Here is a 22717-nt window from a genome sequence, read left to right as displayed (position 1 = left end):
TCTGCTCTATCGGAAGAAAGAGCCAAAGCGTGAGGACGGAAGCACTTGCCTTTCACGGGGCGCACCCGATAGCCTCTTCATCATGTCTCAAAAAGACACAGACACCGGCATCTCCCAAGCACAGGTCGACGACCTCCGCACGCGCGCGCTGGCTGCGGCCGCCAACGCCTATGCCCCGTACAGTCAGTTCCGCGTGGGAGCAGCAATTTTGCTCAAAGATGGAAATGTGGCTATTGGCTGCAACGTCGAAAACGCCTCGTACCGGCTTACAACCTGCGCCGAGCAGTCGGCCATTTCGAGTGCAGTTGCACTCTATGGATCGGACATCAAAATCCGTGCAGTCGTCATCGTCAACCTCAACGACACAGCAAGTCAGCCCTGTGGCGGCTGCCGTCAGACGATCCATGAGTTCAGTTCATCGCAGACCGAGGTCTACTTCCCTGACGCCGACGGCACACTAACCCGCTCAACCGTCGCCGAGCTGCTTCCTCATGCCTTTATTCTCAACGAGAGCGGGGATTGACGACACTTATGAGCCAGATACATCCCATTGACGTGATCCTGCACAAACGCGACGGCCTTGCCCTTACCGACGAGGAGATCCAATCCTTCGTGCGAGCCATCGTCGAGCGGACTCCGGAACGGCAGCTGGTTACCGACGCGCAGATCGCTTCCCTTCTGATGGCGGTGTTTGAACGCGGCCTGGATGCTCATGAACTGGCGACGCTTACCTCGGCAATGCGCTTCTCCGGCGATACCTTTGATGCGGGTCCGCTGAACACCTTCACCATCGACAAACATTCGACTGGAGGCGTGGGCGACAAGACTTCGCTGCTGATTGCTCCGGTTCTCGCCGCTGCCGGGCTTGCACACCCAACACCCGAAGGTGTTCCCGGTATCTGCGTCCCGATGATCAGCGGGCGCTCGCTTGGGCACACGGGAGGGACGTTGGACAAGCTGGAGACCATTCCCGGCTTCAATACCCAGCTCGACCTTCGGCAACTGGCAGACACTCTGATCCAATGCGGTGCAGCCCTGATCGGCCAGACGCCGCGGATCGTTCCGGCGGACCGTATTTTGTATGCCCTGCGAGACCACACCGGGACAGTCGAGTCGCCGTTTCTTATTACTGCAAGCATCATGAGCAAAAAGCTTGCGGAGTCGTTGAATGCCCTGGTGCTCGACGTCAAAGTGGGCTGTGGCGCCTTTATGCCGACTTATGAGAAATCCAAGTACCTGGCTGAGCTGATGGTTCAAACAGGTGAGGCCGCAGGAACAAGGACGGCCGCTCTTCTTACCAGCATGGATCAGCCACTGGGACGGTTTTCGGGAAACTGGATTGAGGTATGGGAGTGTGTCGACATCATGAAACAGGTGAGACATCCCATGTCTGCGGATTTGATTGAGCTATCGAACGCCCTGTCTGGCTGGATGCTTTATTTTGCCGGCCAAACCAATACCCCGGAGGCCGGCGCAGAGCTCTCAGACGAGATTTTGATATCGGGCGAAGCGTATAAGGCATGGCTCAAGATCGTAGAAACCCAGGGCGGCGATCCATCGGTATTTCGCGATCCCGCTTCGCACCACAAGCCCAAGGCATCCCGTGTCGTCACCGCGGATCGAGACGGCTTTCTCCACTCAATGAATTGCAAACAGGTTGGCTGGGCAGTGCAGCGCCTGGGAGCTGGTCGCGAAAAGCCAGGCGATCCGGTAAGCGCACATGCCGGCATCGAATCGCACGCCAAACTGGGTGATCGACTGGAAAGGGGGCAACCAATCTTCACGCTCTTCTCAGAAGACCAGTATTTGCTCGATGAACCAGAGCAGATGCTCCGCGAAACGCTGGTCATTTCAAGCTCACCTCCAGAAAAGCAGGCATTAGTGCGCGAGGCGATCACAGCCAGAACCGCCTCCTGATCCATGGAGTATGCTGCGGCCTAACGGAGAGGAGAGGCTGGTTCAGCGAACGTTGGCTTATTTAAATTGAGAATTTCATCTTCGTTCCATCGCATATTTGACAGATAATGAGTGAAATATCTCCTTACGGCAGGCACACATGAGCCCATCTTTTTAGACAGTAAATAGATGCCTGCCGACAAAAGAAAGTATGGAGCCTGATGAACTACGCCTTTCTCCCTGATCTATCGGCCCTGGCGATTCTTATCGCTATTCTTCTGCTTATGCGGCGGCGGCACCCGCAGGAACAGGCAGATATCTGGCTTATCGGTCTGTTCATTACTCTTGTCGAATCCATAGCACATATCTTCTATTCTCAAAACAGTATGCCAGCTACGGCGCTACACGTTATCGTGCTGGACTGCTACCTCATCGCCGGCATGGTGTTCACCTGGGATTCCAGTTCACATCCTTTGCCGGTGAAAACGCGCCTGCTTTACCTTGTGTTGAATGGCCTGCCTCTGCTTGCCCTCAATACGACCTACGGCCTGCACATCTACAAGGCGGCCTCATATTATCCCTGGATCGCTCTAGGGCTAATGATTGCAATCGGAAGCTCGATCGTTCTCCGCCGTCCATGGCTGGTCACAGTCGTTCATCTTGCGGGCTGGGTTGGAATCGCAGTACTCGCCTATAACGGAAAGTTCCGGGACCTCGTCTATTGGAGCCTTGGCGGCGTTTACGCCGTAGCAGGTTTAAAGTTCCAACGGCGCCTGCCAGGTAGAAGCACAGGCCGGCTGGCTATTCTCACAGGGTTTTATATCTGGGCCATCTGCTTCTTTGTTCACCCGTTTATTGTCAATCTGCGAGCATATGCAGATATTGCATCGCACGTATGGAATATGCAGAAATCACTCATCTCTATCGGGATGATCCTGGTTATGCTGGAGGAACAGGTCTCATGCAACCGCTGGCTGGCCCTGCATGATGAACTCACGGGCCTACCCAACCGCCGGGCCTTTGAAGACCATCTTTCGACGGCGCTTGATCGTTGCCGCCGCTCCGAAACCACGCTGGCGCTGTTCATGCTCGACCTCGACGGCTTCAAACAGATTAACGACAATTATGGACATCAGGCCGGCGATCAACTACTGAGGCATGTCGCCGTTAGTCTTCGAGAGCATGTTCATGGCTTCGATTGCCTCGCCCGTCTTGGCGGCGATGAGTTTACTTTGGTTGCGTGCAATCCCGGCCATACACAATCGGCCGAGCAGTTGAGCGAGACGATTCGCAGGGCCATCGAGCGGCCGTTTATCTTCGACGGACAGACATTGAATGTCTCCGCATCGATCGGCATTTCCATCTTCCCTGAAGACGCCGCCGATCCAACCCGCCTGCTTCGCATCGCCGACCTGCGCATGTACTCGCTTAAGCAGAAGCGGACGCCGCTGAGGCACATCCGTCTTGACAGCGTGCCGGCCCTCACGGCCAGCGGGAGATTCCGCAGCCACGCTGCAGGCGGAGCGTAATGCCTGTTGCCACTGCATAAATCGCTGTTGCTCAGGGCCAATTCCCGTTACACTCATCCCACACACTTGTAGTAACGTGCAGGAGAGCCACGCCTTTGCATCGATTTATTGGCCTTTTGGGACTCACCGTCTTTCTCGGAATCGCATACGTCTTTTCGACCAACCGGCGCGCCATTCGCTGGCGCACTGTAGCGTGGGGACTTGGGTTGCAGGTCCTTTTTGCCTTCCTTGTAATTAAATGGACCTACGGGCAGACCTTACTCCACAAAGGATCTGTCGCCGTAACCTCACTTTTGGCCCACTCCGCCGACGGCTCGTCCATGGTGTTTGGCAACCTCGGCACCCCCGGCAACCCCCTCGCAGTATTTGCTTTTGCCGTTCTTCCCACCATCATCTTCGTCTCTGCTTTCTTTGCCATCCTGTATCACATTGGGCTGATGCAGCAGATCATTCGCATCGTGGCCTGGATCATGCAACGAACGATGGGCACCAGCGGTGCGGAATCGACTAATGTTGCTGCGTCGATCTTTATGGGCCAGACTGAGGCTCCCCTAACCATTCGCCCGTTTCTCGACGGGGCTACGCGCTCAGAGCTGATGACAATTATGACCTCTGGGATGGCGCATGTCTCCGGTGGCATAATGGCCGCCTATATCAGCTTCGGCATCAATGCGCAGGATCTTCTTTCAGCAGTCATCATGACCGCCCCGGGAACAATTCTGGTCGCCAAGATGCTTGTGCCTGAGACAGAGGTTCCCGCAACCGCTGGCACGGTCAAGATGCCCCCCAATGAAGAACACAAGAACGATAACTTCGTCGCCGCTATCGCCCGCGGGACAATCGACGGAGGCAAGCTGGCTTTCAACGTTGCCATCATGCTCATCAGCTTTCTCGCACTCGTTGGCCTATTCAATGCGATGATGCTCGGCATTTCAAACTTTCTGTGGACACTCGGACGCATTCCGTTCCCGCACTCGCTCAACGCTGTTCTGGGAGTAATTGGCGCGCCCGTCGCGTGGCTCATCGGCATCCCATGGAAGGAAGCGCCTGCTATCGGAAATCTGCTCGGGACACGGGCCGTGCTGAATGAGTTCGTCGCCTACACACAGTTGGGGCTTCAAAAAACGCAGCTGTCGCCGCGAACGTTTTCTATTGCCACCTTTGCGCTATGCGGATTTGCGAATATCGGTTCGATCGGTATGCAGATCGGCGGCATCGGCGCTCTGGCGCCGGAACGTCGCAATGACCTCGCCCAGCTTGGCCTGCGCGCAATGCTTGCTGGAACAATGGCCAATCTGATGAGCGCCAGTATTGTCTCGATGCTGATTCGTTAGCCGCTGACCTATTACCAGTCCGTCAGCGTACCGTCCAGCTTGCGCGCAATCGGTAAATATGCGCGCTGGTAGGGGTATTTTGCAGCAAGAGACTCGTTGATGTCGACGCCGAGTCCGGGAGCATCGCCGGGGTGCATGTAGCCCGCATCGAAACGATAGCCATGAGGAAACACCTCATCGGTCAGAGCACTGTGACGCATATGTTCCTGGATTCCAAAATTATGAATCGCCAGGCCAAGATGCAGCGCAGCAGCCATGGTGATCGGGCTCATGTCCGTTGCGCCATGGCATCCTGTCCGCACCTGATACAAACTGGCAAAGTCCGCGACCTTACGCATGTGTGTGATTCCTCCTCCGTGCACAATAGTCATGCGAATGTAATCGATGAGCTGGCGCTCGATCAGTTCCTTGCAGTCCCAGATTGAGTTGAAGACTTCGCCCACCGCGATTGGCGTTGTCGTATGTTGACGGATCACAGCAAATGACGACTGCAACTCAGCAGGAGTGGGATCTTCCATCCAGAACAGATGATACGGCTCCAGGGCTTTTCCCAATCCCCCTGCCTCGATCGGCGTCAGACGATGGTGGACATCGTGCAGCAGATGCAGGTCTTCGCCAACACTCTTACGCAGTTCCTCGAACAGCTTCGGAGCAAAGTTGAGATAGCGCTCCGTCGACCACAGGCTCTCCGCGGGTAATCCTCGCTCAGCCGGCTCATAGGGTTTTCCTCCCTTAGGCACTCCGTAGCTTGAAGCGACTCCCGGCACGCCCGCCTGTGCGCGCACTGCAAGATAGCCCGCCTCACGCTCGCGCTGGACTGCATCGATAGCGGCACTGATATCGTTTCCATTCGCGTGCGTGTAGACCATACAGCCCTGGCGGCTTGCCCCACCGAGAAGGTTATATACCGGCGTATTCAGCGCTTTTCCCTTGATGTCCCACAGCGCCATGTCGACGGCGCCGATCGCCGCCATCGTCACGGGACCGCGCCGCCAGTATGCACCGCGATAGAGATATTGCCAGATGTCTTCTATCTGAAAGGCTTCCCTGCCAATCAGGCAAGGAATAACGTGCTCTTCTAGATATGCTGCAACGGCAAGCTCACGCCCGTTGAGCGTGGCATCACCCAGGCCGTAGATCCCTTCGTCCGTATCGATGCGAAGAGTAACGAAATTACGATCGGGCGAACACACAATAAGCCGCGCTGCGACTATCTTCATCGTCTTCCCCTTCAGAGCTTCCCCAGCAATACCTTGCAGTTATTGATTGACTCCGCTTGCAAGAAAACCACCGTCCACCGCAACGATCTGCCCCGTGGTGAAACTGCTGGTATCCGATGCAAGATAAAGCGCAGTCGTAATCAGTTCTTCCGGTTGTCCGAAGCGCTGCATCGGCGTACGCATCTTCAGCTCCTTGCCCCGCGGAGATTCAAGAATCGCGGAGTTGAGCGCTGTTGGAAATATCCCCGGAGCAATCGCATTCACGAACACATTGTAGGGCGCCCACTCCACCGCAAGAGAACGGGTCAGGGCGCCAACGGCTGCCTTGCTAGCACAATAAGCTGCTACCTCCTGAAAAGCGACGAGGGTGGAAAGAGATGCGATGTTGATAATCCTCCCCCTGCGCCGGTCAATCATTGACTGTCCAAATACCTGGCATGCTCGCAGGGTACCGTTCAGGTTGATATCGAAGATGCGGTTCCAGTCATTCTCTGAAAATGTTGCAGTAGGCGCCCTCTGCGTTACACCAGCACAGTTCACCAGAACATGCACATCACCAAGCTCGTTCTGGACGGCAGCATGGAGTTTCTCGATGGATGCGCGCTGTGTCACATCCACATAGGCGTCGAGGCTGCGGCAGCCAAGGCTCCTTACCTGCTGGGCCGTCTGTGCCGAAGCCTCAGCACTGCGTGACACAGGAATGACATTCACGCCTGCCCGTGCCAGGCCAAGTGCAATGGCATGGCCAATGCCTGAGGTCCCTCCGATAACGACCGCGCATCTTCCTTCCAACTGGAATGAGTTCATCGATTCCTCATCGTCGTTCAGATGCGGTCGGTATCGCCGGACCGTGGCCTGTAGCGAATTGTGTAGAACCCACCGAAGAGCGTAAGCAACAATCCCCACCAGAATGTGGGATGCAGTTGATGCAACGTTGTATTCGCTTCGTGATTTCCGACCCATGCCCATGCTCCATATGGCAATAGCACCAGGCCATACGACAACGTCATGACGCCGACAAAGAACCAGATGCTGAGCGATTCTCCCCTGCCTGTTCCCTCTGCCATAAACTCCTCGTAAGAACTGCGTTCGCTAAAAGAAAATTACATTGAGCGCAATAAACACGACCGTCACGATTCCTGCCCAGAAGATCGGCTTCTGCCAAACCGACGTGGCCCCGTCATCGGGAATAACCGTTGCGCCGTAGACAAGGCCTTTCAGTTCCTCATCTGTCTTTGGCTTTGTCATCATGCTGACAGTCACTGTAACGAGAACGCACACAAGCCAGCTCCAAAGTGCGCGATACATGTTTTCCGCCATCGGCTGAGCATCGGGTGAGAGCGCAATACGTGCCAATGCGGCTTTTCCTCCAGTCTGCACGTAGGCAAACATTGCGATCGAGCTGGCCGTTCCGGCAAATAATCCCCAAAAGCCGCCGGCCCGCGTCGCTCGCTTCCACAGCATTCCCAGAATTACTGTGCCAAATAGCGGAGCAATAAAGAAACTGAAGAGCGCCTGTACATAATCCATAATCGAACTGGCATGAGCGACCAGGTAGGCGGTAGCGATGGAGACCAGCATACCGATAACGGTCGACCATCTGCCCATTGCAACGTAGTGTTTATCCGAAGCATTTTTCTTGATGTAAGCACCGTAGATGTCATACGTCCACACCGTTGAAAAGGCACTTACATTTCCGGCCATTCCGCTCATAAAACCGGCGACGAGAGCCGTAATACCCAGGCCGAGCAGCCCGGGGCCGCAGTAACGAATCAGCATCAGCGGCAGCACTTCGTCATACGCATGCTGCCCTGTTGCCTTCGCTACGTCTCCAGGCACAAGATGCATCAGGCTTCCGTCGGGATTTTTAAGAACAGCCAGCGCGAGCAGGCCAGGCACAATCACGATCAGCGGAACCGCCATCTTGAAAGCCGCACCAATGATGGGGGCCATCTTCGCCGCTCTCAGATTGTTCGCCGAAAGCACGCGCTGCACCACAAGAAAGTCAGTCGTCCAATAGCCAAAGCTGATGATCATTCCGAGCCCAAAGACAATCCCGGTCCAGTGAATTCCCATCGGATTGCCTTTAAATGTCCCCAGAGTCGACCAAAGGTGCGTGTAATCGTTCGATCCGACATTCACCGCAATCTGTGCCTTGAGATTTGTCCACCCGCCTGCTTCGATCAAGCCGAGAATGGGAATCAGCGCCGCACCTGCCCAGATGAGTACGAACTGCAACACCTCGTTGATAATGGCTGAGCGAAGACCACCCAACATTACATATACCGCTACAGTGATTGCGCCGATCCAGATCGAGAAAGTAATGTTCCAACCGAGAACTGTCTGCATCACTACAGCCATCGCAAACATATTGACGCCCGACATCAGGATCGTCATCAAGCCGAAGCTGATTGCTGCAAGTCCACGAGAACCCTCTCCAAAGCGCAGTTGCAGATAGCCCGGGACAGAATGTGTCTTCGAGATGTAGTAAAAGGGCATCATCACAATGCCGAGAAACAGCATCGCAGGAATCGCTCCAACCCAGTACCAGTGCGTTGCAAGGATGCCGTATTGATATGCCGACCCAGCCCAGCCCATCAGTTCGAGCGACCCAAGATTCGCGGAAACAAAACTCAATCCGGCGATCCAGGCGCTCATTTCGCGTCCCGCCAAAAAGAACTCTTCGCTTGTATTCGTTGATCCTTTTACATAAAACCCGATGAAAATCACGACCGCGAAGTAGAGCGCAAGAATTAGAACATCGATGCCGGAGAGATGAGTGAGCCGTTGCGATACAAAGAGCAGAGCCAGTGCCGACATTCACCCTTCCTGTCTATCCGTATTTATTTCCCAATTCGCGAAACGTTTCGAGTCGGCATTGAAAATGTCTATTTATTTCTTGGATAGAAATATATAGGAGTACAACAATCCGTAGCTAGCTATATGAGAACGAATCTGTTGAGCTATCGAGCATTCAAATAGAGCCGGTCAGCCGTTGAAACTGAACGAACTCCCCATGTCAATGTTCGCCAGATGGTTTTCGCGTTCCCAAAGATCGAATTCTTCGAGCCTCTCCCGCCCGCTGGCCTGGATGTGCTCGGCGAGCAGCTTGCGAGCGCCCTCGGTATCGCAATCGACCACAGCTTGCAGGATCGCGCGATGATGCTTGTAAATCCGCTCCAGCTCTTCCCTCTTATGCCCGCTACGCCGAATAGCAAAGATGCGGATCATCAAACGCGTATCATTCACGACTTTCAAGATGCGCGCATTCGCAGCCAGGCGAATCAACAGTGCATGGAACCCAAGGTCCGAGACAGCAAAGCGCTTCATCTGCTCTGAATTCAATTCAGGCTTGCCGGACTCTTTCAGTTCCTTGATCAGTATCTGGGTCTCATCCAGCAGGCTCTCCAGCCGCTTCCTGTCTGCCGGCCGCACCCCTTCACGCGCAGCCCGGCCCACGGCAAAGACCTCCAGCGCCTCTCGCAGCTCATAAAGATCGATGATGCCCTGCCGAGTCAACTGCGTTACAACAATACCGCCACCTGACCCAAGGTCTAAAAGCCCCTCGGCAAGCAACTGTCCCGCCGCTTCTCGAACCGGCGTGCGGCTACTGCCCAGTTCCTTCGAGATCGCCAGCTCTGAGATTAAGGTCCCGGCTCGCAGCTCTCCCGTGGCAATCTTGTGCTGTATCAGCTGATACGCTTTCATGCGTATCGACTGCTTGGCCCCTGGATGATGTGTACTGGATCGTCGTGGCATCGCAAACGAGTATATCGCGCTTGACAAACCTATCTATAACAAAAGACTCACTAGAGAAGGATGACCTTACCCTGCGCCATCCGCGAGCTTTCCAGGGCCAACTATGCCGTCCACTGCCGGAGCCTGGCGACTGCAGTTCCGATATCTGCGGTTCTCCGCGCACGGTCCTGTTCCTCCCGCTCGATCGTCAGCGCGCCGGAATAGTTGAAGCTCTTCAATATCCGCAGAAAACCGGGGAAATCTACCTCTCCGTCACCCAATGCGCATTCCTTACCCAGCCCACTACCCCCAGGAACTGGAGAGCGGCCATCCTTACAGTGCACCGACGATACGTGGGCCTGCAAAAGCGTGAGCGCCTTCAGCGGATCGCCCGAGCCATAGAGAACCATATTCGCCGGATCGAAATTGACCTTCAGATTTTCCTTGCCCACATCCGCTAGAAAACCGAGCAGGACCTCTGCCGATTCCTGCCCAGTCTCCAGCACAAAGTTTTGTCCGCTTGCTGCCAGATCTGCGCATATCTCCTGTGTCAAAGTAACCAGCTCCGCGTGAAGCGGCTCTGAACGCTTCGCGGGAATAAAGCCGATATGGCAAGAGACTGCCCCAACTCCAAGTTCGTGTGCAAACCATGCCACTTCTTTTGTGCGTGCGATTCGTTCTGCGCGATACTGTGCCGTAGTAAACCCTACCGACTCATGGACAGTTGCCAGATCGGTATAGTCTTCTCCTTCATACGAACAAACAGCGCTTGTGACCGCAATGGGAGATGAAGACAAGGCTTCTTTCCAATCCCGAATCGCAGATGCGCAGTTCAACGCAGGCGGAACGCCAAGCTGCATTGACCGCAAGCCAAAGCCGGAGACATACTTCAACGTCTCTTCGGCGGTCCCCTCCGCCCAAACAACAAGGCCAATCTCAAGTGGCTTTACGCTTTCCATGTAAGTTCCTTTCCACCAGCATCGCGAGATGCCATGAGTTGCAGTGAGAGTTCAACAGCCTGCATCGATTCCTGGGGCGGGCATAATGCCGGTACCGCGTTTTGCCGACAGCAGTCGATAAAATACGCAACCTCGTCGAAATAAGGGTCGTGGTCCGGCACCTCTACGGAAACGGCCTCGCCCTCACCCTGTTTACGGGCGAGCGCGTTCTCGTGAAACATCAGCAACTCGCCCTCCGTCTGTATCTCGAAGCCCGCTGAGAATGGAGCTTCAGGTGTCACCCACCCGCCTTCCACTTCAACGATGAGTCCATCGTTATATTTCAAAACACCGCGCATCGTGTCCACTGGCCCCACACTGTTCGCATGAAAAGATTGTGGTCTCCCGAAGAGATGGATAACTTGATCCAGATCGTGGCTCAGCAGGTCCATGATCGCACCGCCGCTCCGCTTCACGTCTGTCAGCCAGCCTCCCCATTGCGGATACCCTGTGCTGCGCCTCAGCACACATCGCACAACCTTGTCGCGGCCTGCTTCTTCGATGAACTTCGCAGCATAACGGTAAGGCCACATAAAACGGACAACCTGCCCCACCATGAAGACGCGCCCACATGCCTTTGCCGCAGCCTGCATCTCGGCGCAATCTGCAGTGGTCAGGGCCATCGGCTTTTCGCAAAGCACATGCTTACCCGCGGCAAACGCTGCCAGCGCAACTTCCCGGTGCATGTCGGTCGGAAGGCATATATCGACAGCATCGATCGCGGGATCGGAGACGATTGATCGCCAGTCTGAATGCCAGGCGACCGTCTCCGGTAGAGGTCCGCTCTTCAGGTCCATGTTGCCGCGCGCGGGTCCATCAGCGGAAGGACGAACGCGCGAAGAAACCGCCGTTACTTCCACTCCATCAATACGCTGTAGTGCCGCCAGATGTGCGCCACCCATGAATCCATAACCAAGAAGCCCAACTTTCATCAAACACATCTCTCTACGCAAAAATTAATCACGGAACGGAACGAGGGCAAGACGGTGACAACGTCCTTGTTAGATTAAACAATGAAGCGGCTCCCAAAGGAGCCGCTTCGTTGTGCAAAAGTTAAAACTTCAATCTAGCCGCAAACTGGATCAGACGCGGGTTGTATGCGTTGGCCGTCGATGTGATTGTTCCGAAGGTGGAAACAGGCTGGAAGCCAGCAACCGGATAGTTGCCAGTACAAGGTGCCGTTGCGCTGCAGGCAACAATGTTGAGCGATGAGCTCGGGTTGACAAACTGAGTCGTGTTCAACACGTTGAATGCTTCCGTGCGGAACTCAAGCTTCAGCCTTTCATAGATATCAAAGTTCTTGAACAGCGACAGGTCTACGCGCTGCAATCCAGGACCGTAAAGTTGATTGCGACGCTGATTGCTAACCGTTCCAGCAGGCTGGAAGACGAAGTCATTGATATCGAACCACCGGCTGATCGACGGATGACTTACCTTGCCATTGCCAATCATGTTCGCACGATCGCTGTTGCCCGCGGTCGGACGGGTTCCGGTACGGTTCGTGACGTTGGTAACGGAGAACGGCATACCCGTGTTCCACACCACCAGGCCGTTGGCCTGCCATCCCTTGATCAGGACCGATTTGAAACCACGTGCACTTTCACCGAAAGGCAGCGCGTAGTTGAACGTTGCCGTCACGCGATGACGAATATCCAGGTTGCCGTTGCCATATTCGATGATTGGAATCAGATCAGCGGATGAACCAAACCCATTGCCGCCGTTGTTGCTGATGGATTCAGCATTATCCAGCAGGCGGGCGAAGGTGTAGCCCAATTGCAGGTCCAACCCTTTGCTGAAGCGACGTTTCAGGACCGCCTGCATGGCATGATAGCTGCTCGATCCTGTACTGCGATACAACGGAATAGAGGTGACAAAGGGTACGGTGCCGTTGAACCGGCGGCGGGTATTGAAGTCTGTAGCGGTTGCAGGTGAAGGTGTCGTCGTATCTCCCGGAACAAGAAAAGATTTCGCACCCAGCGCAACAGGTATGGTGTTGTAGTCCGACAGATAATAAGCATTGTGGCGGCCGAGCTCACCTACATAAGAGAGCGACCCCACGAAACCGGAGAATTCTCGTTCCGCCGTCAGGTTGAACTGCTCGATGTACGTGGAACGAAAATTGGTGTCGAGCGCTGCAGTAATGCTACCTGATGGGTTCGTCGCGCTATTAGGTGCTGGAGTCGGCAGGCCACCCGCAAACTTTGCATACTGCGTAGGGTTCGGCAGTCCGATCGTAGTAGCCTGCGCAACTGCCTGTGCGGGCGTGTACGCCCCCCATGTAGCCGTAAACGGCTGATTGACCAGCGCCGAACCCGATGTAGTGTTTTCCGGCACAAAGCTCAATCCAAAACCGCCGCGAACAACCGTCTTCGCAAACGGCGTATACGCAAAGCCAAAACGAGGCGCAACGTTACTGTAATCTGCGCGCACGTTGCCATAGCCATTGACGCCGTCCTGACCTGCAATCACAATTCGCCCAAGATTAATATCAAAGTTGGACAGGATATTCTGTGTCTCGGTGTACGGCGTGAATAGATCGTAACGAATACCCAGATTGAGCGTCAGGTTCGACGCCACATGATAGTCGTCCTGTATGAAGCCATGCGGCTCCCAGGTGCGGTTACGCGGAGTATAAAGAATCGAATTTCTGCCGCCGCTCAGGTAGTCGCCAGTCAGCAGTGCGGCATAAGTAGTAAAGCTCCAGTTGCCGTTTGCAGTATCTGTCTGCGTCGTCGAATCCTGGCGGCGGATGACACCAGCTCCGATCTTGATCGTCTGTTTGCCACGGATGTAGTTAAGTGCACCCTCATACTGCCACGTATTCTCGTGATAGATGATCGGAGGACGGTTTCCCAGTGTTGATGATGTTCCCTGGTTCACAGTAATGGCGGACAGTTCATTGCTGCGCGTGCTTGTGTTAATATTCGGCTGACCGAACTTCGTGTTGATGGCGTTGCCGTAGTTCAGGGGCAACTGCGAGTTGTCCAGCAGAGTGTAACCAGCCTTCAGCTCCAGCAGCAATCTGGGCGTAAAAGTATGAATGTAGTTCAAGTGTGCCTGGTGTGCACGAGTAACTGCGGGCCCAGGATAGCTGCCTAAATTGCCACCCGGTTCGACGATGCCTGCGGCAGAAGTATTCACTGCCGGAAAGAGCGTGCCAATCTTCGTGTCGACCGAGTTGTAGGTATATCGAAGGTAAGCCAGGTCCCCATTGCTGAAGCGATGATCCAGGCGGCCGTCAGCGGTCTTGTTGAACTGCGAATCTCCGCGTGCCCCCACATAGTTACCGGAAGGATTGCCATTTGTTGGCAACGGGTAAAGGTTGAAATACTGAAGACCGATCTTGTCGATCTGTGCAGCCGGAATCGTGGTAAGCAGATTGCGGTCCGCCTGCGTAGGTACAGTGGTGATCGTCGGATTCTGATTTTTAACGATGTTCAAACCTTCGTAGTCTGCAAAGAAGAAGGTCTTGTCCTTTACGATCGGACCGCCAAGACTGCCTCCAAACTGATTCTGGCGATACTTAGGCTTAGGAATATTCGCGCCAAATTTATATGGATTGGCATTCAGCTTGTCGTTGCGAAAGAACTCGTAGACGGAACCGTGGAAGCTGTTTGTGCCGGACTTTGTAATTACGTTAACAATGGCGCCTGCGGCACGGCCCACCTCAGCCGTGAACACGTTCGCCTGGACGCTGACTTCCTGGATCGCGTCGACCGAGGGGCGAACGCCGATAGAACCGATAACGCGCTCATTGTTATCGATACCATCAATCGTTTGATTATTCATCATATCGGCCTGGCCGTTCATAGAGACAGATGAGGTCTGCCTGCGATCATCAGGTCGATTGCCGCTGGCGAGGCCGTTGTTGAGTCCTTCTGTCGCGCCCGGCGTTACTTGCACAAGGTTGATGAAGTTACGTCCGTTGAGCGGCAACTCCTGCGTCGCTTTCTCGGTGACTGTTGTAATAAGCGCGGCGCTATCGGTATGCAGAGCGGGTGGCGCGGCATCGACCGTCACAACTTCTCCCGTGCCGCCGATATCCATACGTGCATCCTGACGGGAACGGTCACCTGCCGCCAGTGCGAACGAGCTGATCTTGAATACCTTGAATCCAGGGGCTGTCACTGTCAACGAATAGGGGCTTGGCTTCAAAAGCGTAAAGACATATTCACCACTCGCTCCAGAAGTAATAACGCGCTTCTCCTGCGTATTGACATTCGTCAGCTCGACCGTCGCGCCGGGAATGACAGCGCCGGTGCTGTCCGTCACTGTGCCAACCACGTCGGCAGTTGTATTCTGCGCCAATGCAGAGTTACCGCCTATAACCGCTATCGAAAATATCAGGCCGTAAACTGCATGCCGTACAACTTGCTTTGCGCAGATACTCCTCAAGCTCGAAATGCAACGCATATGGACCTCCTTGAATTTGAAAACAGACTTCAAGCGACCGGAGAGTGCATTTATTCTTGTTTTTTTTCAAACTAGAGGCAGCGATCTAGAGAAAAGTTCAGTTTTCACTCGCATCCATAAGGCCCGGACTAGCTCATACAGACACTCATCTCAACCGAAGCAAATGAAGGCTGCGACAGAAATATCTTCTCGGAAAGTGTTTGAAACTTTTGATACGAGGATGATATTAATCATCCCCCGAAGCGTCAAGTTTCTGATGCCGATCAGATCCGGCTCTCGACGGACTGTATCTTTTCAGTAGCTGAACGATCTGAGTCGGAGGTCGCGTTTCTTTCCGGGGTCATCCGGCTCAGTGCCTATCTGCGGACTCCGGTAAAGCGAAGGCAACATACGCGCCGTGGATCGGGTCCTGAGAAGCAGGATGCCCCGGCACGGCATGTGTATGCGTCGTCGATCGCGCTGCCGCGCAAAAGACAACATACTCGCGTCCATTGACTTCATAGATCGCAGGCATGCCTTCAATCGCTGCATCCAGCTCGGCTTCCCACAGCACCTTGCCTGTACTCGAATCCAGCGCGCGAACCTTGCGGTCGCGACTTCCCGCAAAAATTAATCCGCCTGCCGTAACAACCGGATTGGTCTTCGGAAAGTGAGAACCCGTGTCCTTGTGTCCCTGAGCGGCCAGCTCAGGAACTTCACCTAAAGGGACCTGCCAGCGGATATCTCCCGTGTTCAGATCGTAAGCAGTAAACGTTGTCCAGGGTGGCGCAATCACCGGTAGGCCGCTCTGCGCGAACATAAACCCAAAGCCGCTGCGGTAATGTGCCGTGACTGGATCGATCGCGGCAGTGTTCGCCGGCGTTGTCGAGGTTGCAGTCGATGCAGGAGCGCGCTCAGGGTGTTTCAGGTAAGCCAGCACCGATGCCACATCCGTATCCCCTAGCCTGGCAAACGCCGGCATCACACCCTTGCCATAGTGGATGACCTTTGCAATATCTTCATCCCCCGCTCTATCGAAGACATCTGCGAGCGATGGAATCGCCGGGGGTTTTCCTTTACGGTCACTGCCGTGACACAAGCTGCAATTCGCTTCAAATAGTGCGCGTCCACGAGCCTCGGGCGGTCCCGACTTCGATGGCTCCGTCGCCAGCGTCAGCTTCAACATCGAGGGTAGATCTTTTGAGACAACATAGAAGTATCCCCGATCGGGATCAATGGCCGCACCGCCAAAGTTCGCGCCACCGTTGTTCCCTGGCATCTCAACCGTATCGACCGTCGAAGGAGGCGTAAACAGGCCGCCGTTGCGCGCCGCCAGCATCTGTTTCGTTATCGCTTCCCGCTCCTCCGGCTCCAGAAATGGACTGAGGTCCTTCACCGTGAAGGACTGGCGTGCAAATGGCGCGGGCTTTGTCGGGAATGGCTGCGTGGGCCACGTCTCTTCACCCGGCATGTCGGACTTCTGCACTGGACGCTCTTCGATCGGCCACAACGGCTTGCCCGTCTCGCGCTCGAAGACCCATACAAAACCGACCTTGCTGGCTTGTGCTACCACATCCACCTTGCGGCCGTTATGACGGACCGTAAGCAGCATGGGAGTCGTGGCGTTGTCGTAGTCCCATATATCGTGATGCACCATCTGGTAGTACCAGATAAGTTTTCCGGTGCGCGCATTCAACGCCAGCAGGCTGTCCCCATATAGATTGCTGCCTTTGCGGTCTGCTCCGTAGAAGTTGTACTTTGGGCTGGCAGTAGGCACAAAAACGATCCCGCGCTTTTCGTCGAGGGCCATGCCGCTCCACGCATTAGCTCCGCCCACGGTCTTCCACGCATCCTTCGGCCACGTCTCATAACCTGCTTCACCCGGATGGGGAACCGTATGGAAGCTCCACGTCAGTTTGCCGGTCAGCACGTTGTAAGCGCGAATGTCGCCTGGTCCGGACGCATACTCTTCATTGGTCGCCGAACCGAGAATGAGTAGATCGCCAAAGATGCGCCCCGGGTTATACGACTGCACGAGCGTCAAACTCTTCGGATCGCGGCCAAGCCCGTCGCGTAGATCGACGGCGCCATTGGTTCCGAAACTCTCGATCGGCTGTCCCGTCTCCGCGTTCAACTCCCGTAACGCGTTATCCACGGACAGAATCAATCGGCGATCACGGCCGTCTTTGCTCTCCCAATAATTGAGTCCGCGATTCGTAATCAACAAACTCTTTGCATGGAGTGGATGAGACCAAAGTTCTTTCCCCGTAGCCGCATCCAGCGCGACCACGGAGTTATTGTGCGCGAGCACATACATCGTCCGGCCAATCACCAGCGGATTGAAGGAATACCCACGCTCATCGCCCGTCGAAAACGTCCAAACGCGTTCCAGCTTGCTGACATTGCGTCGATCAATCTGACGCAGCGACGAGTACTGCGCGCCATCGGCGGCGCCTCCATATTCGCGCCACGTGCTGTGCGCAGCATCGGGTCGCGCTTGCGCTACAGCGCTGGTGACCGCTGTAGCGCAAGCCACGCAGAAGCCTAGCAAAACCAGGAACCGCCGTCTCGCTGAACTCTTCACCCTGTCCATCTGTATTTCTCAGTTCTGCGAGCGACGGCCCGCGGTCTTAGCGCTTGGAAAGATCGCGGATCCAGATGTCCTTGAACTGCATATTTCCAGCGCCCCCCGCGTGAAGCTGCAGTGCAATCTTGCCATCAGGAGCGCCGGGCTTCGGATCCGTGAAATCCACCATCGGGACGCCATTTAAGCGCGAGCGATAGCGGTTGCCGACGACCTCGACCAGGTAATCGTTCCACTCGCCCTTGCGAACCACTCCTTCATTCTCAGGAGAAGGCCACACAACCCACCCTCGCCCGTCTTCGGCATACACGCCACCGGTGTGGTGCATCATCGAGCAGTCAATCTCAAACTGCATGCCCTGGTTTGCGTCCACTGTCCCTGGTTTGAACCCCGTGTGAAAGAACACGCCGCTGTTGCCATCGCCCACGCACTTGAAGCGCAGCGACAGTTGAAAGTCCTTGTAGTCTTTGTCCGTCTGGAGGTAGCCGTATGCTTTCGTCAGTCCCCGTCCATGTAACAGGCCGTCTTCAACAGTCCAGCTCTCTTCGCCCACCTTTGTCCATCCGGTCAGATCGGTGCCGTTGAAGAGCTCGATCCAATCGTTCCCCGGGATCTTTGGCTTCGCTTGCGCACCTGCATCTGTGCCGCAGGAAACCGACAGAGCCGCCAGCAACAACCCGCCCAATAACCGTCTGTACAACGTGGCCTTTGCGCTTGACGTTCCAATTGAACTGGATACACGTTCCATGCCTGCGAAACTACCGAGACCCATAGCCTTCATCCTTCCGGGCAGAGCGCACACGCACACTTCTCCGCCGCAAAACAACGCACATCGTTAGGAAATTTAATTGCCCCTACAACATACACGCTGACTCAGAAGGTCCGCAACGCTTCCACAGAACAGTTAGCGTTACAAACAGGGCTAGAGCGCCGCCATCACCTCGCGGTAAAGATACTGCGCGCCTTCGATGCCATCCCATGGACCATCCTCATACTCCAGCGCAAACACCCCCGTGTAATTGTTGTTCAGCATAATACGCACGTTGCGCTGCACATCAGGCTCGCCAAAGCGGTTCCAGAACTTCGCGTGAACGGTGGTATGCGCATACGGGGCAAGGTCATTCAGCGCGTGATAGAGCAGATACTTGTGCTCCCAGTTGCAGAAGTCCGGACTTGCCTCGCAAAAGACATTATTGACCTCTTCAATGATGATGCGGATATTGATCGGGTTCGCGGTCAGACCCCAGTGATTTTCGAGCGTCACCTTTACGCCGACTTTGGCTCCATAGTCCGCCATCTCCTTGAAAGACTCGATACATTGGTCGAGATACTTCTCGATCTCGGGATTCTTTGGATAGCTCGACGTATCCGGGTTCGGCCATGGCGCAATACGCGGGCCGCCGCTGTTGACGCGCATCGACTTGGCCCCGATGATAGCAGCGCCGTCCAGCCACTTCTTCGCGATCTCAACCCCTTCTTTGCGCTTCGTATCATCCAGCTCGCAGATGTTGCGCGGGGCGTTGTTGGAGATGTGGTGGCAGAACACGCCTTCCTTCACCTGCGTATTTGCCATCTTCTCCAGCCAGCGCTTGCTGGAAGTAGCAGAGGGGTCGAACTCCGTTATCTGGCGCTCCTTGCCATTGAAGGTAACGGTCTGCTGGACAAACTGGCTCTTGTCGTCCATATCGCCGAACAGGCTCGACCACATGTCCATTTTGGTCACGCCGGGAAATGTTTTTTTGGTGAAGGCGGGAAAATCCAGCATGGTGATCTCACCATACTTTGCCTTCAACCTGGCAACAGTCTCCTTGTCCACCAGCTCACCGCGGCTCTTGAATATCCAACGGATCGGATAGCTGTTGGATGCAATGCGAGCAACCTTCTCTTTGTCCGTCATCTCGCGGAAGACACCGGCATGTGTAATAGGTTCCGGCGTCGCCTGCTGACCGCTCTGCGCTTCAACCTGCGTCGCGGCGGATCCAAGCAACGCGCCTACAGCCAATCCGCTGCCTGCACCGCGAAGAAAGTTACGACGATCCAGAATGTTGCGTCTTGCGCTGTTTGGGCTCATAGCTGCTGTTCTCCTTCACTTCGGGTTGAGTCAATCGATCCTGCAACTACAAGGAATGCCTGACATGCCACCTGCACGAAAGTAGCTCCACACATATGTGCGCTGAGCAGAAAACGATGAACACATTACTACAGCAGACAACCGTCTTATGTACAGTTTTTGGGGAAGAAATTTCAATTTATCTTCAGCGGGCGAAAATAAAAATTGCGCCATGAAATGCGCCATTTCGATGCTCTACCAGCAGCGTCGAAGATATTCGACCACAATAAAGAGCCCCTCAAAGGGGCTCTTTATTAACACCGCCGCACAAAATCCGGCAACAGGGCTAATGGAGAATGAAGGCCCACATCTTATCGCCCGAGGCGCAGATGACATATTGGTGACCATCCATCTCAAATGTTTGCGGCGCATTGGAGACTGAGCCGATGCGCGTATTCCATAGCGTCTTGCCATCGGCAGCATCAAACGCAACCAGGTTTCCCGCTCCATCGCCGGAGAACAGCAGGCCTCCCGCAGTCGCCAGCAAACCGCCGCCGCCGATAGAGCGGTTATTGTAAAAGCGATGACGCCAGCGCGCCGTGCCGGTGCGGTAATCGATCGCAGTCAGGTAGCTCCCACTGCTTCCTACATCGACCTCTTCTTTACCTCCCAGCCCCATCGAGCCGCGCGGATCGGGGTCCGTCAGGTAAAGTAATGAAAAGCTGTTGACCTCGTAGGTGTAGAACAGTCCGGTAACCGGAGAAAACGCGGGAGGCTGCCAATTGGTGGTCCCACCCGAGCCCGGCGAGAACAGCGAGCCTGCAATCGTTGCGTCCTTTTCTGGGTCGCGCTTTGGTCCGCCCTCAGGTGTAAGACCCTTGGCCCAGTTTGTGTCGGTGCCGTACTTGCTGGTAACCAGGTGCTCACCTGTCACACGGTCAAGCGTGAAATAGTAGCCGTTGCGTGCTGCCGTCGCCACCATCTTGCGCATCTTGCCCTTGAACATTCCGTCAAACAACACAGGCGTCTGCGCCGAATCATAATCGTGCATGTCGTGCGGCGAAGTCTGGAAGTACCATTTCATCTTTCCAGTGTCCACATCGAGCGCAATCAATGTGCAGGTAAACAGATTGTCGAGGTCGCCACGGCCGCCCGTTGTGTAAGCCGGTGTAGGATTGCCGGTTCCGAAGATATACAGGTTTGTGGCCGGATCGTATGCTCCCGTAATCCACGTCTGCGCGCCGCCGTGACGTGCAGCATCGATACTCGCCCACGAGTCTGCCCCTGGATCGCCCTTCTTCATCGGTACTGTGTAGAACTTCCATTGCAGATCGCCAGTCTCCGGGTCAAAAGACTGGAGGAAACCCGGCGAGTCGATATCGTTGCCTACGCCTACCAACACATGGTTCCCAATGATGATCGGAGCCGGCGTCGAAAAGTACCCTTCCTCGACATCGGCAATCTTCCTGTGCCAACGTTCCTTGCCCGTCTTCGCGTCAAGCGACACCAGGTAGTCGTCCGGCGTCTCCATGAAGAGGTAGCCATTCCACATACCGAAGCCGCGGTTGCCGATATGCGTGCCACCCTTTGTCTTCCAGTAGTAGTGCCACAACTGATGGCCATCGCGCGCATCCAGGGCCCAGGCATTGTCCGGCATGGTGACATAGAGAGTGCCATCCACCGCCAGTACCGACCCCTTGATCGATCCTGCACGGATGTTGATATTGCCCGGTCCCTCGCCTCCAATCTGGAACGGAACCGATGGTCCAGCCGGTCTAGCCGGACGACCGTTGATAACCGGCGGAGGAGTCTCCATCCCCGGCGTCAACTGCGACATCCAGGCCAGCGAAAGGTTCTTCACGGTTTGGCGGTTCACCTGTGCCAGGGAGCTGTACCGCTTGCCGGTATAGTCGCCGTTGTAAGTGGGCCACTCTTTACCCAGTGGCTTCAGAAGTTCCTGCGGTTTCACTCCGCCACCCTGTGCAAACGACAGAGCGGAGCAGACGGCGAGCGAGGCAATCGAAAGAGCGTATGTCAGTTTCACTTCAGGGTCACCAGATAAGCAGTCACGTCGTGGATGTCTCCATCCGTGTAGTGGGAGAGCATCTCCCGATGGGCCTGCATCGGGTCATGCACAACGACAACAGGCGCAGCGCCCTTTCGCGTAAACGAGCGTTCCGTGCCATCACTGCGTCGCAGCGTCACAAGGAAGTCATCCATGCGGACAAGCTCGCCCGAATCCTTCTCTCCCGGTGCAACGGTCACATCGACCGTTGGCTTGGTTGCGGGACTGGCCTGTGCACCGCCAGCGCCACCGGTAATCCAGCGCGCCTGTAGTTGGACCGGCTCATGAAAGGTCGTTGCAATCCCCTTCAAATCTCCTGTCGGGGAATGGCAACTGGAGCAATGCGCCGCAAAATAAGCCTGTCCGCGGCCTGCATCGCCGACGACGATATCGAGAACCTTTTTCTGGCCGGGAGGTGCACCCTGCCCACCTATGGTCGAGATAACCGAACGCACGTAAGCCGCCACCGCACCCGCGTCCTCGTCATTCAATCCAAGGTTCGGCATCCCCTGCGCGGCCCGCGCCCCCTGAATGATGGGAACAATCAACTCGCCGTGCTTGTCGGTGAGCGCGATCTGCGAACGCAACAAGTTGGGCCCACCCATATCGCCGCCACGCAGGTCCGATCCATGGCATGCCTGGCAGTTGATACCGTACAGTGCCTTGCCATGAGCCACCACAGCTGGATCTTCAGCGGCACGAACCTGCCCCTGATTAAATGCTGAGGTGGTAGGAGCCTGCGCGCCAGCGGCAGAAGCGACCGTCAGGCCAGGCGAGCAACAGAGAACAGTGAGTACCGCAACCATTGATGCAGTACCGGCGGCAAGATAACGGTGAAGATGACGCATGAAACCTCGATACCCGGGTAGGCCTGAGAACTCAGCAATTCCACCGCACGAATTCAGCGGCAT

General features: G+C 55.4%; 17 protein-coding genes. 4 read left to right on the top strand and 13 right to left on the bottom strand.

The annotated features are described in order from the left end of the window. Positions 1 to 82: 82 nt before the first annotated feature. The 4 genes from cdd to JSS95_03980 all read left to right on the top strand — a co-directional run bounded on the left by cdd (position 83) and on the right by JSS95_03980 (position 4759). Positions 83 to 523 (top strand): cytidine deaminase, encoded by a 441-nt coding sequence (gene cdd, locus JSS95_03995; GenBank protein MBS1798967.1) that lies wholly within the window; start codon positions 83 to 85, stop codon positions 521 to 523. Positions 524 to 531: 8 nt separating this feature from the next. Beyond that, complete coding sequence (locus JSS95_03990) at positions 532 to 1917, top strand: thymidine phosphorylase (protein MBS1798966.1); 1386 nt, start codon at positions 532 to 534, stop codon at positions 1915 to 1917. 200 nt (positions 1918 to 2117) lie between these two features. After that, positions 2118 to 3425: a GGDEF domain-containing protein gene (locus tag JSS95_03985; GenBank protein ID MBS1798965.1), complete on the top strand. Its 1308-nt coding sequence runs from the start codon at positions 2118 to 2120 to the stop codon at positions 3423 to 3425. Between the two features lie 95 nt (positions 3426 to 3520). Then, the gene (locus tag JSS95_03980) at positions 3521 to 4759 is read left to right on the top strand and encodes a NupC/NupG family nucleoside CNT transporter (protein MBS1798964.1); all 1239 of its coding nucleotides are present in this window, start codon (positions 3521 to 3523) and stop codon (positions 4757 to 4759) included. 11 nt (positions 4760 to 4770) lie between these two features. Here the strand turns inward: JSS95_03980 and JSS95_03975 are convergent, their stop codons facing one another. The 13 genes from JSS95_03975 to JSS95_03915 all read right to left on the bottom strand — a co-directional run bounded on the left by JSS95_03975 (position 4771) and on the right by JSS95_03915 (position 22654). After that, complete coding sequence (locus tag JSS95_03975) at positions 4771 to 5979, bottom strand: D-galactonate dehydratase family protein (protein MBS1798963.1); 1209 nt, start codon at positions 5977 to 5979, stop codon at positions 4771 to 4773. Between the two features lie 39 nt (positions 5980 to 6018). Continuing rightward, the gene (locus JSS95_03970) at positions 6019 to 6786 is read right to left on the bottom strand and encodes an SDR family oxidoreductase (GenBank protein MBS1798962.1); all 768 of its coding nucleotides are present in this window, start codon (positions 6784 to 6786) and stop codon (positions 6019 to 6021) included. Positions 6787 to 6803: 17 nt separating this feature from the next. Beyond that, positions 6804 to 7046: a hypothetical protein gene (locus JSS95_03965; GenBank protein ID MBS1798961.1), complete on the bottom strand. Its 243-nt coding sequence runs from the start codon at positions 7044 to 7046 to the stop codon at positions 6804 to 6806. A gap of 25 nt (positions 7047 to 7071) precedes the next feature. Next, the gene (locus JSS95_03960; protein ID MBS1798960.1) at positions 7072 to 8799 is read right to left on the bottom strand and encodes a sodium:solute symporter family protein; all 1728 of its coding nucleotides are present in this window, start codon (positions 8797 to 8799) and stop codon (positions 7072 to 7074) included. 168 nt (positions 8800 to 8967) lie between these two features. Beyond that, a complete protein-coding gene (locus tag JSS95_03955; GenBank protein ID MBS1798959.1) occupies positions 8968 to 9687 on the bottom strand; it encodes a GntR family transcriptional regulator in 720 nt (239 codons plus the stop codon). A gap of 152 nt (positions 9688 to 9839) precedes the next feature. Beyond that, a complete protein-coding gene (locus JSS95_03950; GenBank protein ID MBS1798958.1) occupies positions 9840 to 10577 on the bottom strand; it encodes a sugar phosphate isomerase/epimerase in 738 nt (245 codons plus the stop codon). Positions 10578 to 10663: 86 nt separating this feature from the next. Then, positions 10664 to 11647: a Gfo/Idh/MocA family oxidoreductase gene (locus JSS95_03945; GenBank protein MBS1798957.1), complete on the bottom strand. Its 984-nt coding sequence runs from the start codon at positions 11645 to 11647 to the stop codon at positions 10664 to 10666. 121 nt (positions 11648 to 11768) lie between these two features. Further along, positions 11769 to 15128 carry a TonB-dependent receptor gene (locus JSS95_03940; GenBank protein ID MBS1798956.1) on the bottom strand — a complete coding sequence of 1120 codons (3360 nt, stop codon included), beginning with the start codon at positions 15126 to 15128 and terminating at the stop codon, positions 11769 to 11771. A 349-nt stretch (positions 15129 to 15477) separates the two neighbouring features. After that, on the bottom strand, positions 15478 to 17700 hold the full coding sequence (locus JSS95_03935; protein MBS1798955.1) for a PQQ-binding-like beta-propeller repeat protein: 2223 nt from the start codon (positions 17698 to 17700) through the stop codon (positions 15478 to 15480). A 37-nt stretch (positions 17701 to 17737) separates the two neighbouring features. Further along, complete coding sequence (locus tag JSS95_03930) at positions 17738 to 18439, bottom strand: DUF1080 domain-containing protein (GenBank protein MBS1798954.1); 702 nt, start codon at positions 18437 to 18439, stop codon at positions 17738 to 17740. Between the two features lie 174 nt (positions 18440 to 18613). Next, positions 18614 to 19762, bottom strand: a complete 1149-nt coding sequence (locus JSS95_03925; protein MBS1798953.1) for a TIM barrel protein — start codon at positions 19760 to 19762, stop codon at positions 18614 to 18616. A 325-nt stretch (positions 19763 to 20087) separates the two neighbouring features. After that, positions 20088 to 21779: an acido-empty-quinoprotein group A gene (locus JSS95_03920; GenBank protein ID MBS1798952.1), complete on the bottom strand. Its 1692-nt coding sequence runs from the start codon at positions 21777 to 21779 to the stop codon at positions 20088 to 20090. A gap of 2 nt (positions 21780 to 21781) precedes the next feature. Beyond that, complete coding sequence (locus JSS95_03915; GenBank protein MBS1798951.1) at positions 21782 to 22654, bottom strand: c-type cytochrome; 873 nt, start codon at positions 22652 to 22654, stop codon at positions 21782 to 21784. Positions 22655 to 22717: the final 63 nt, after the last annotated feature.

The organism is Acidobacteriota bacterium, assembly GCA_018268895.1.
GTDB lineage: Bacteria > Acidobacteriota > Terriglobia > Terriglobales > Acidobacteriaceae > Edaphobacter.
This window is presented reverse-complemented; position numbering and strand designations above follow the sequence as displayed.

What these genes read in the sequence shown, in the direction of transcription:
- JSS95_03955 (MBS1798959.1), bottom strand. Translation starts at nt 9,687, where the DNA reads ATGAAAGCGTATCAGCTGATACAGCACAAGATTGCCACGGGAGAGCTG.
- JSS95_03990 (MBS1798966.1), top strand. Translation starts at nt 532, where the DNA reads ATGAGCCAGATACATCCCATTGACGTGATCCTGCACAAACGCGACGGC.
- JSS95_03950 (MBS1798958.1), bottom strand. Translation starts at nt 10,577, where the DNA reads ATGCAGCTTGGCGTTCCGCCTGCGTTGAACTGCGCATCTGCGATTCGG.
- JSS95_03930 (MBS1798954.1), bottom strand. Translation starts at nt 18,439, where the DNA reads ATGGAACGTGTATCCAGTTCAATTGGAACGTCAAGCGCAAAGGCCACG.
- JSS95_03970 (MBS1798962.1), bottom strand. Translation starts at nt 6,786, where the DNA reads ATGAACTCATTCCAGTTGGAAGGAAGATGCGCGGTCGTTATCGGAGGG.
- JSS95_03915 (MBS1798951.1), bottom strand. Translation starts at nt 22,654, where the DNA reads ATGCGTCATCTTCACCGTTATCTTGCCGCCGGTACTGCATCAATGGTT.
- JSS95_03945 (MBS1798957.1), bottom strand. Translation starts at nt 11,647, where the DNA reads ATGAAAGTTGGGCTTCTTGGTTATGGATTCATGGGTGGCGCACATCTG.
- JSS95_03975 (MBS1798963.1), bottom strand. Translation starts at nt 5,979, where the DNA reads ATGAAGATAGTCGCAGCGCGGCTTATTGTGTGTTCGCCCGATCGTAAT.
- JSS95_03960 (MBS1798960.1), bottom strand. Translation starts at nt 8,799, where the DNA reads ATGTCGGCACTGGCTCTGCTCTTTGTATCGCAACGGCTCACTCATCTC.
- JSS95_03985 (MBS1798965.1), top strand. Translation starts at nt 2,118, where the DNA reads ATGAACTACGCCTTTCTCCCTGATCTATCGGCCCTGGCGATTCTTATC.
- cdd (MBS1798967.1), top strand. Translation starts at nt 83, where the DNA reads ATGTCTCAAAAAGACACAGACACCGGCATCTCCCAAGCACAGGTCGAC.
- JSS95_03940 (MBS1798956.1), bottom strand. Translation starts at nt 15,128, where the DNA reads ATGCGTTGCATTTCGAGCTTGAGGAGTATCTGCGCAAAGCAAGTTGTA.
- JSS95_03935 (MBS1798955.1), bottom strand. Translation starts at nt 17,700, where the DNA reads ATGGACAGGGTGAAGAGTTCAGCGAGACGGCGGTTCCTGGTTTTGCTA.
- JSS95_03925 (MBS1798953.1), bottom strand. Translation starts at nt 19,762, where the DNA reads ATGAGCCCAAACAGCGCAAGACGCAACATTCTGGATCGTCGTAACTTT.
- JSS95_03965 (MBS1798961.1), bottom strand. Translation starts at nt 7,046, where the DNA reads ATGGCAGAGGGAACAGGCAGGGGAGAATCGCTCAGCATCTGGTTCTTT.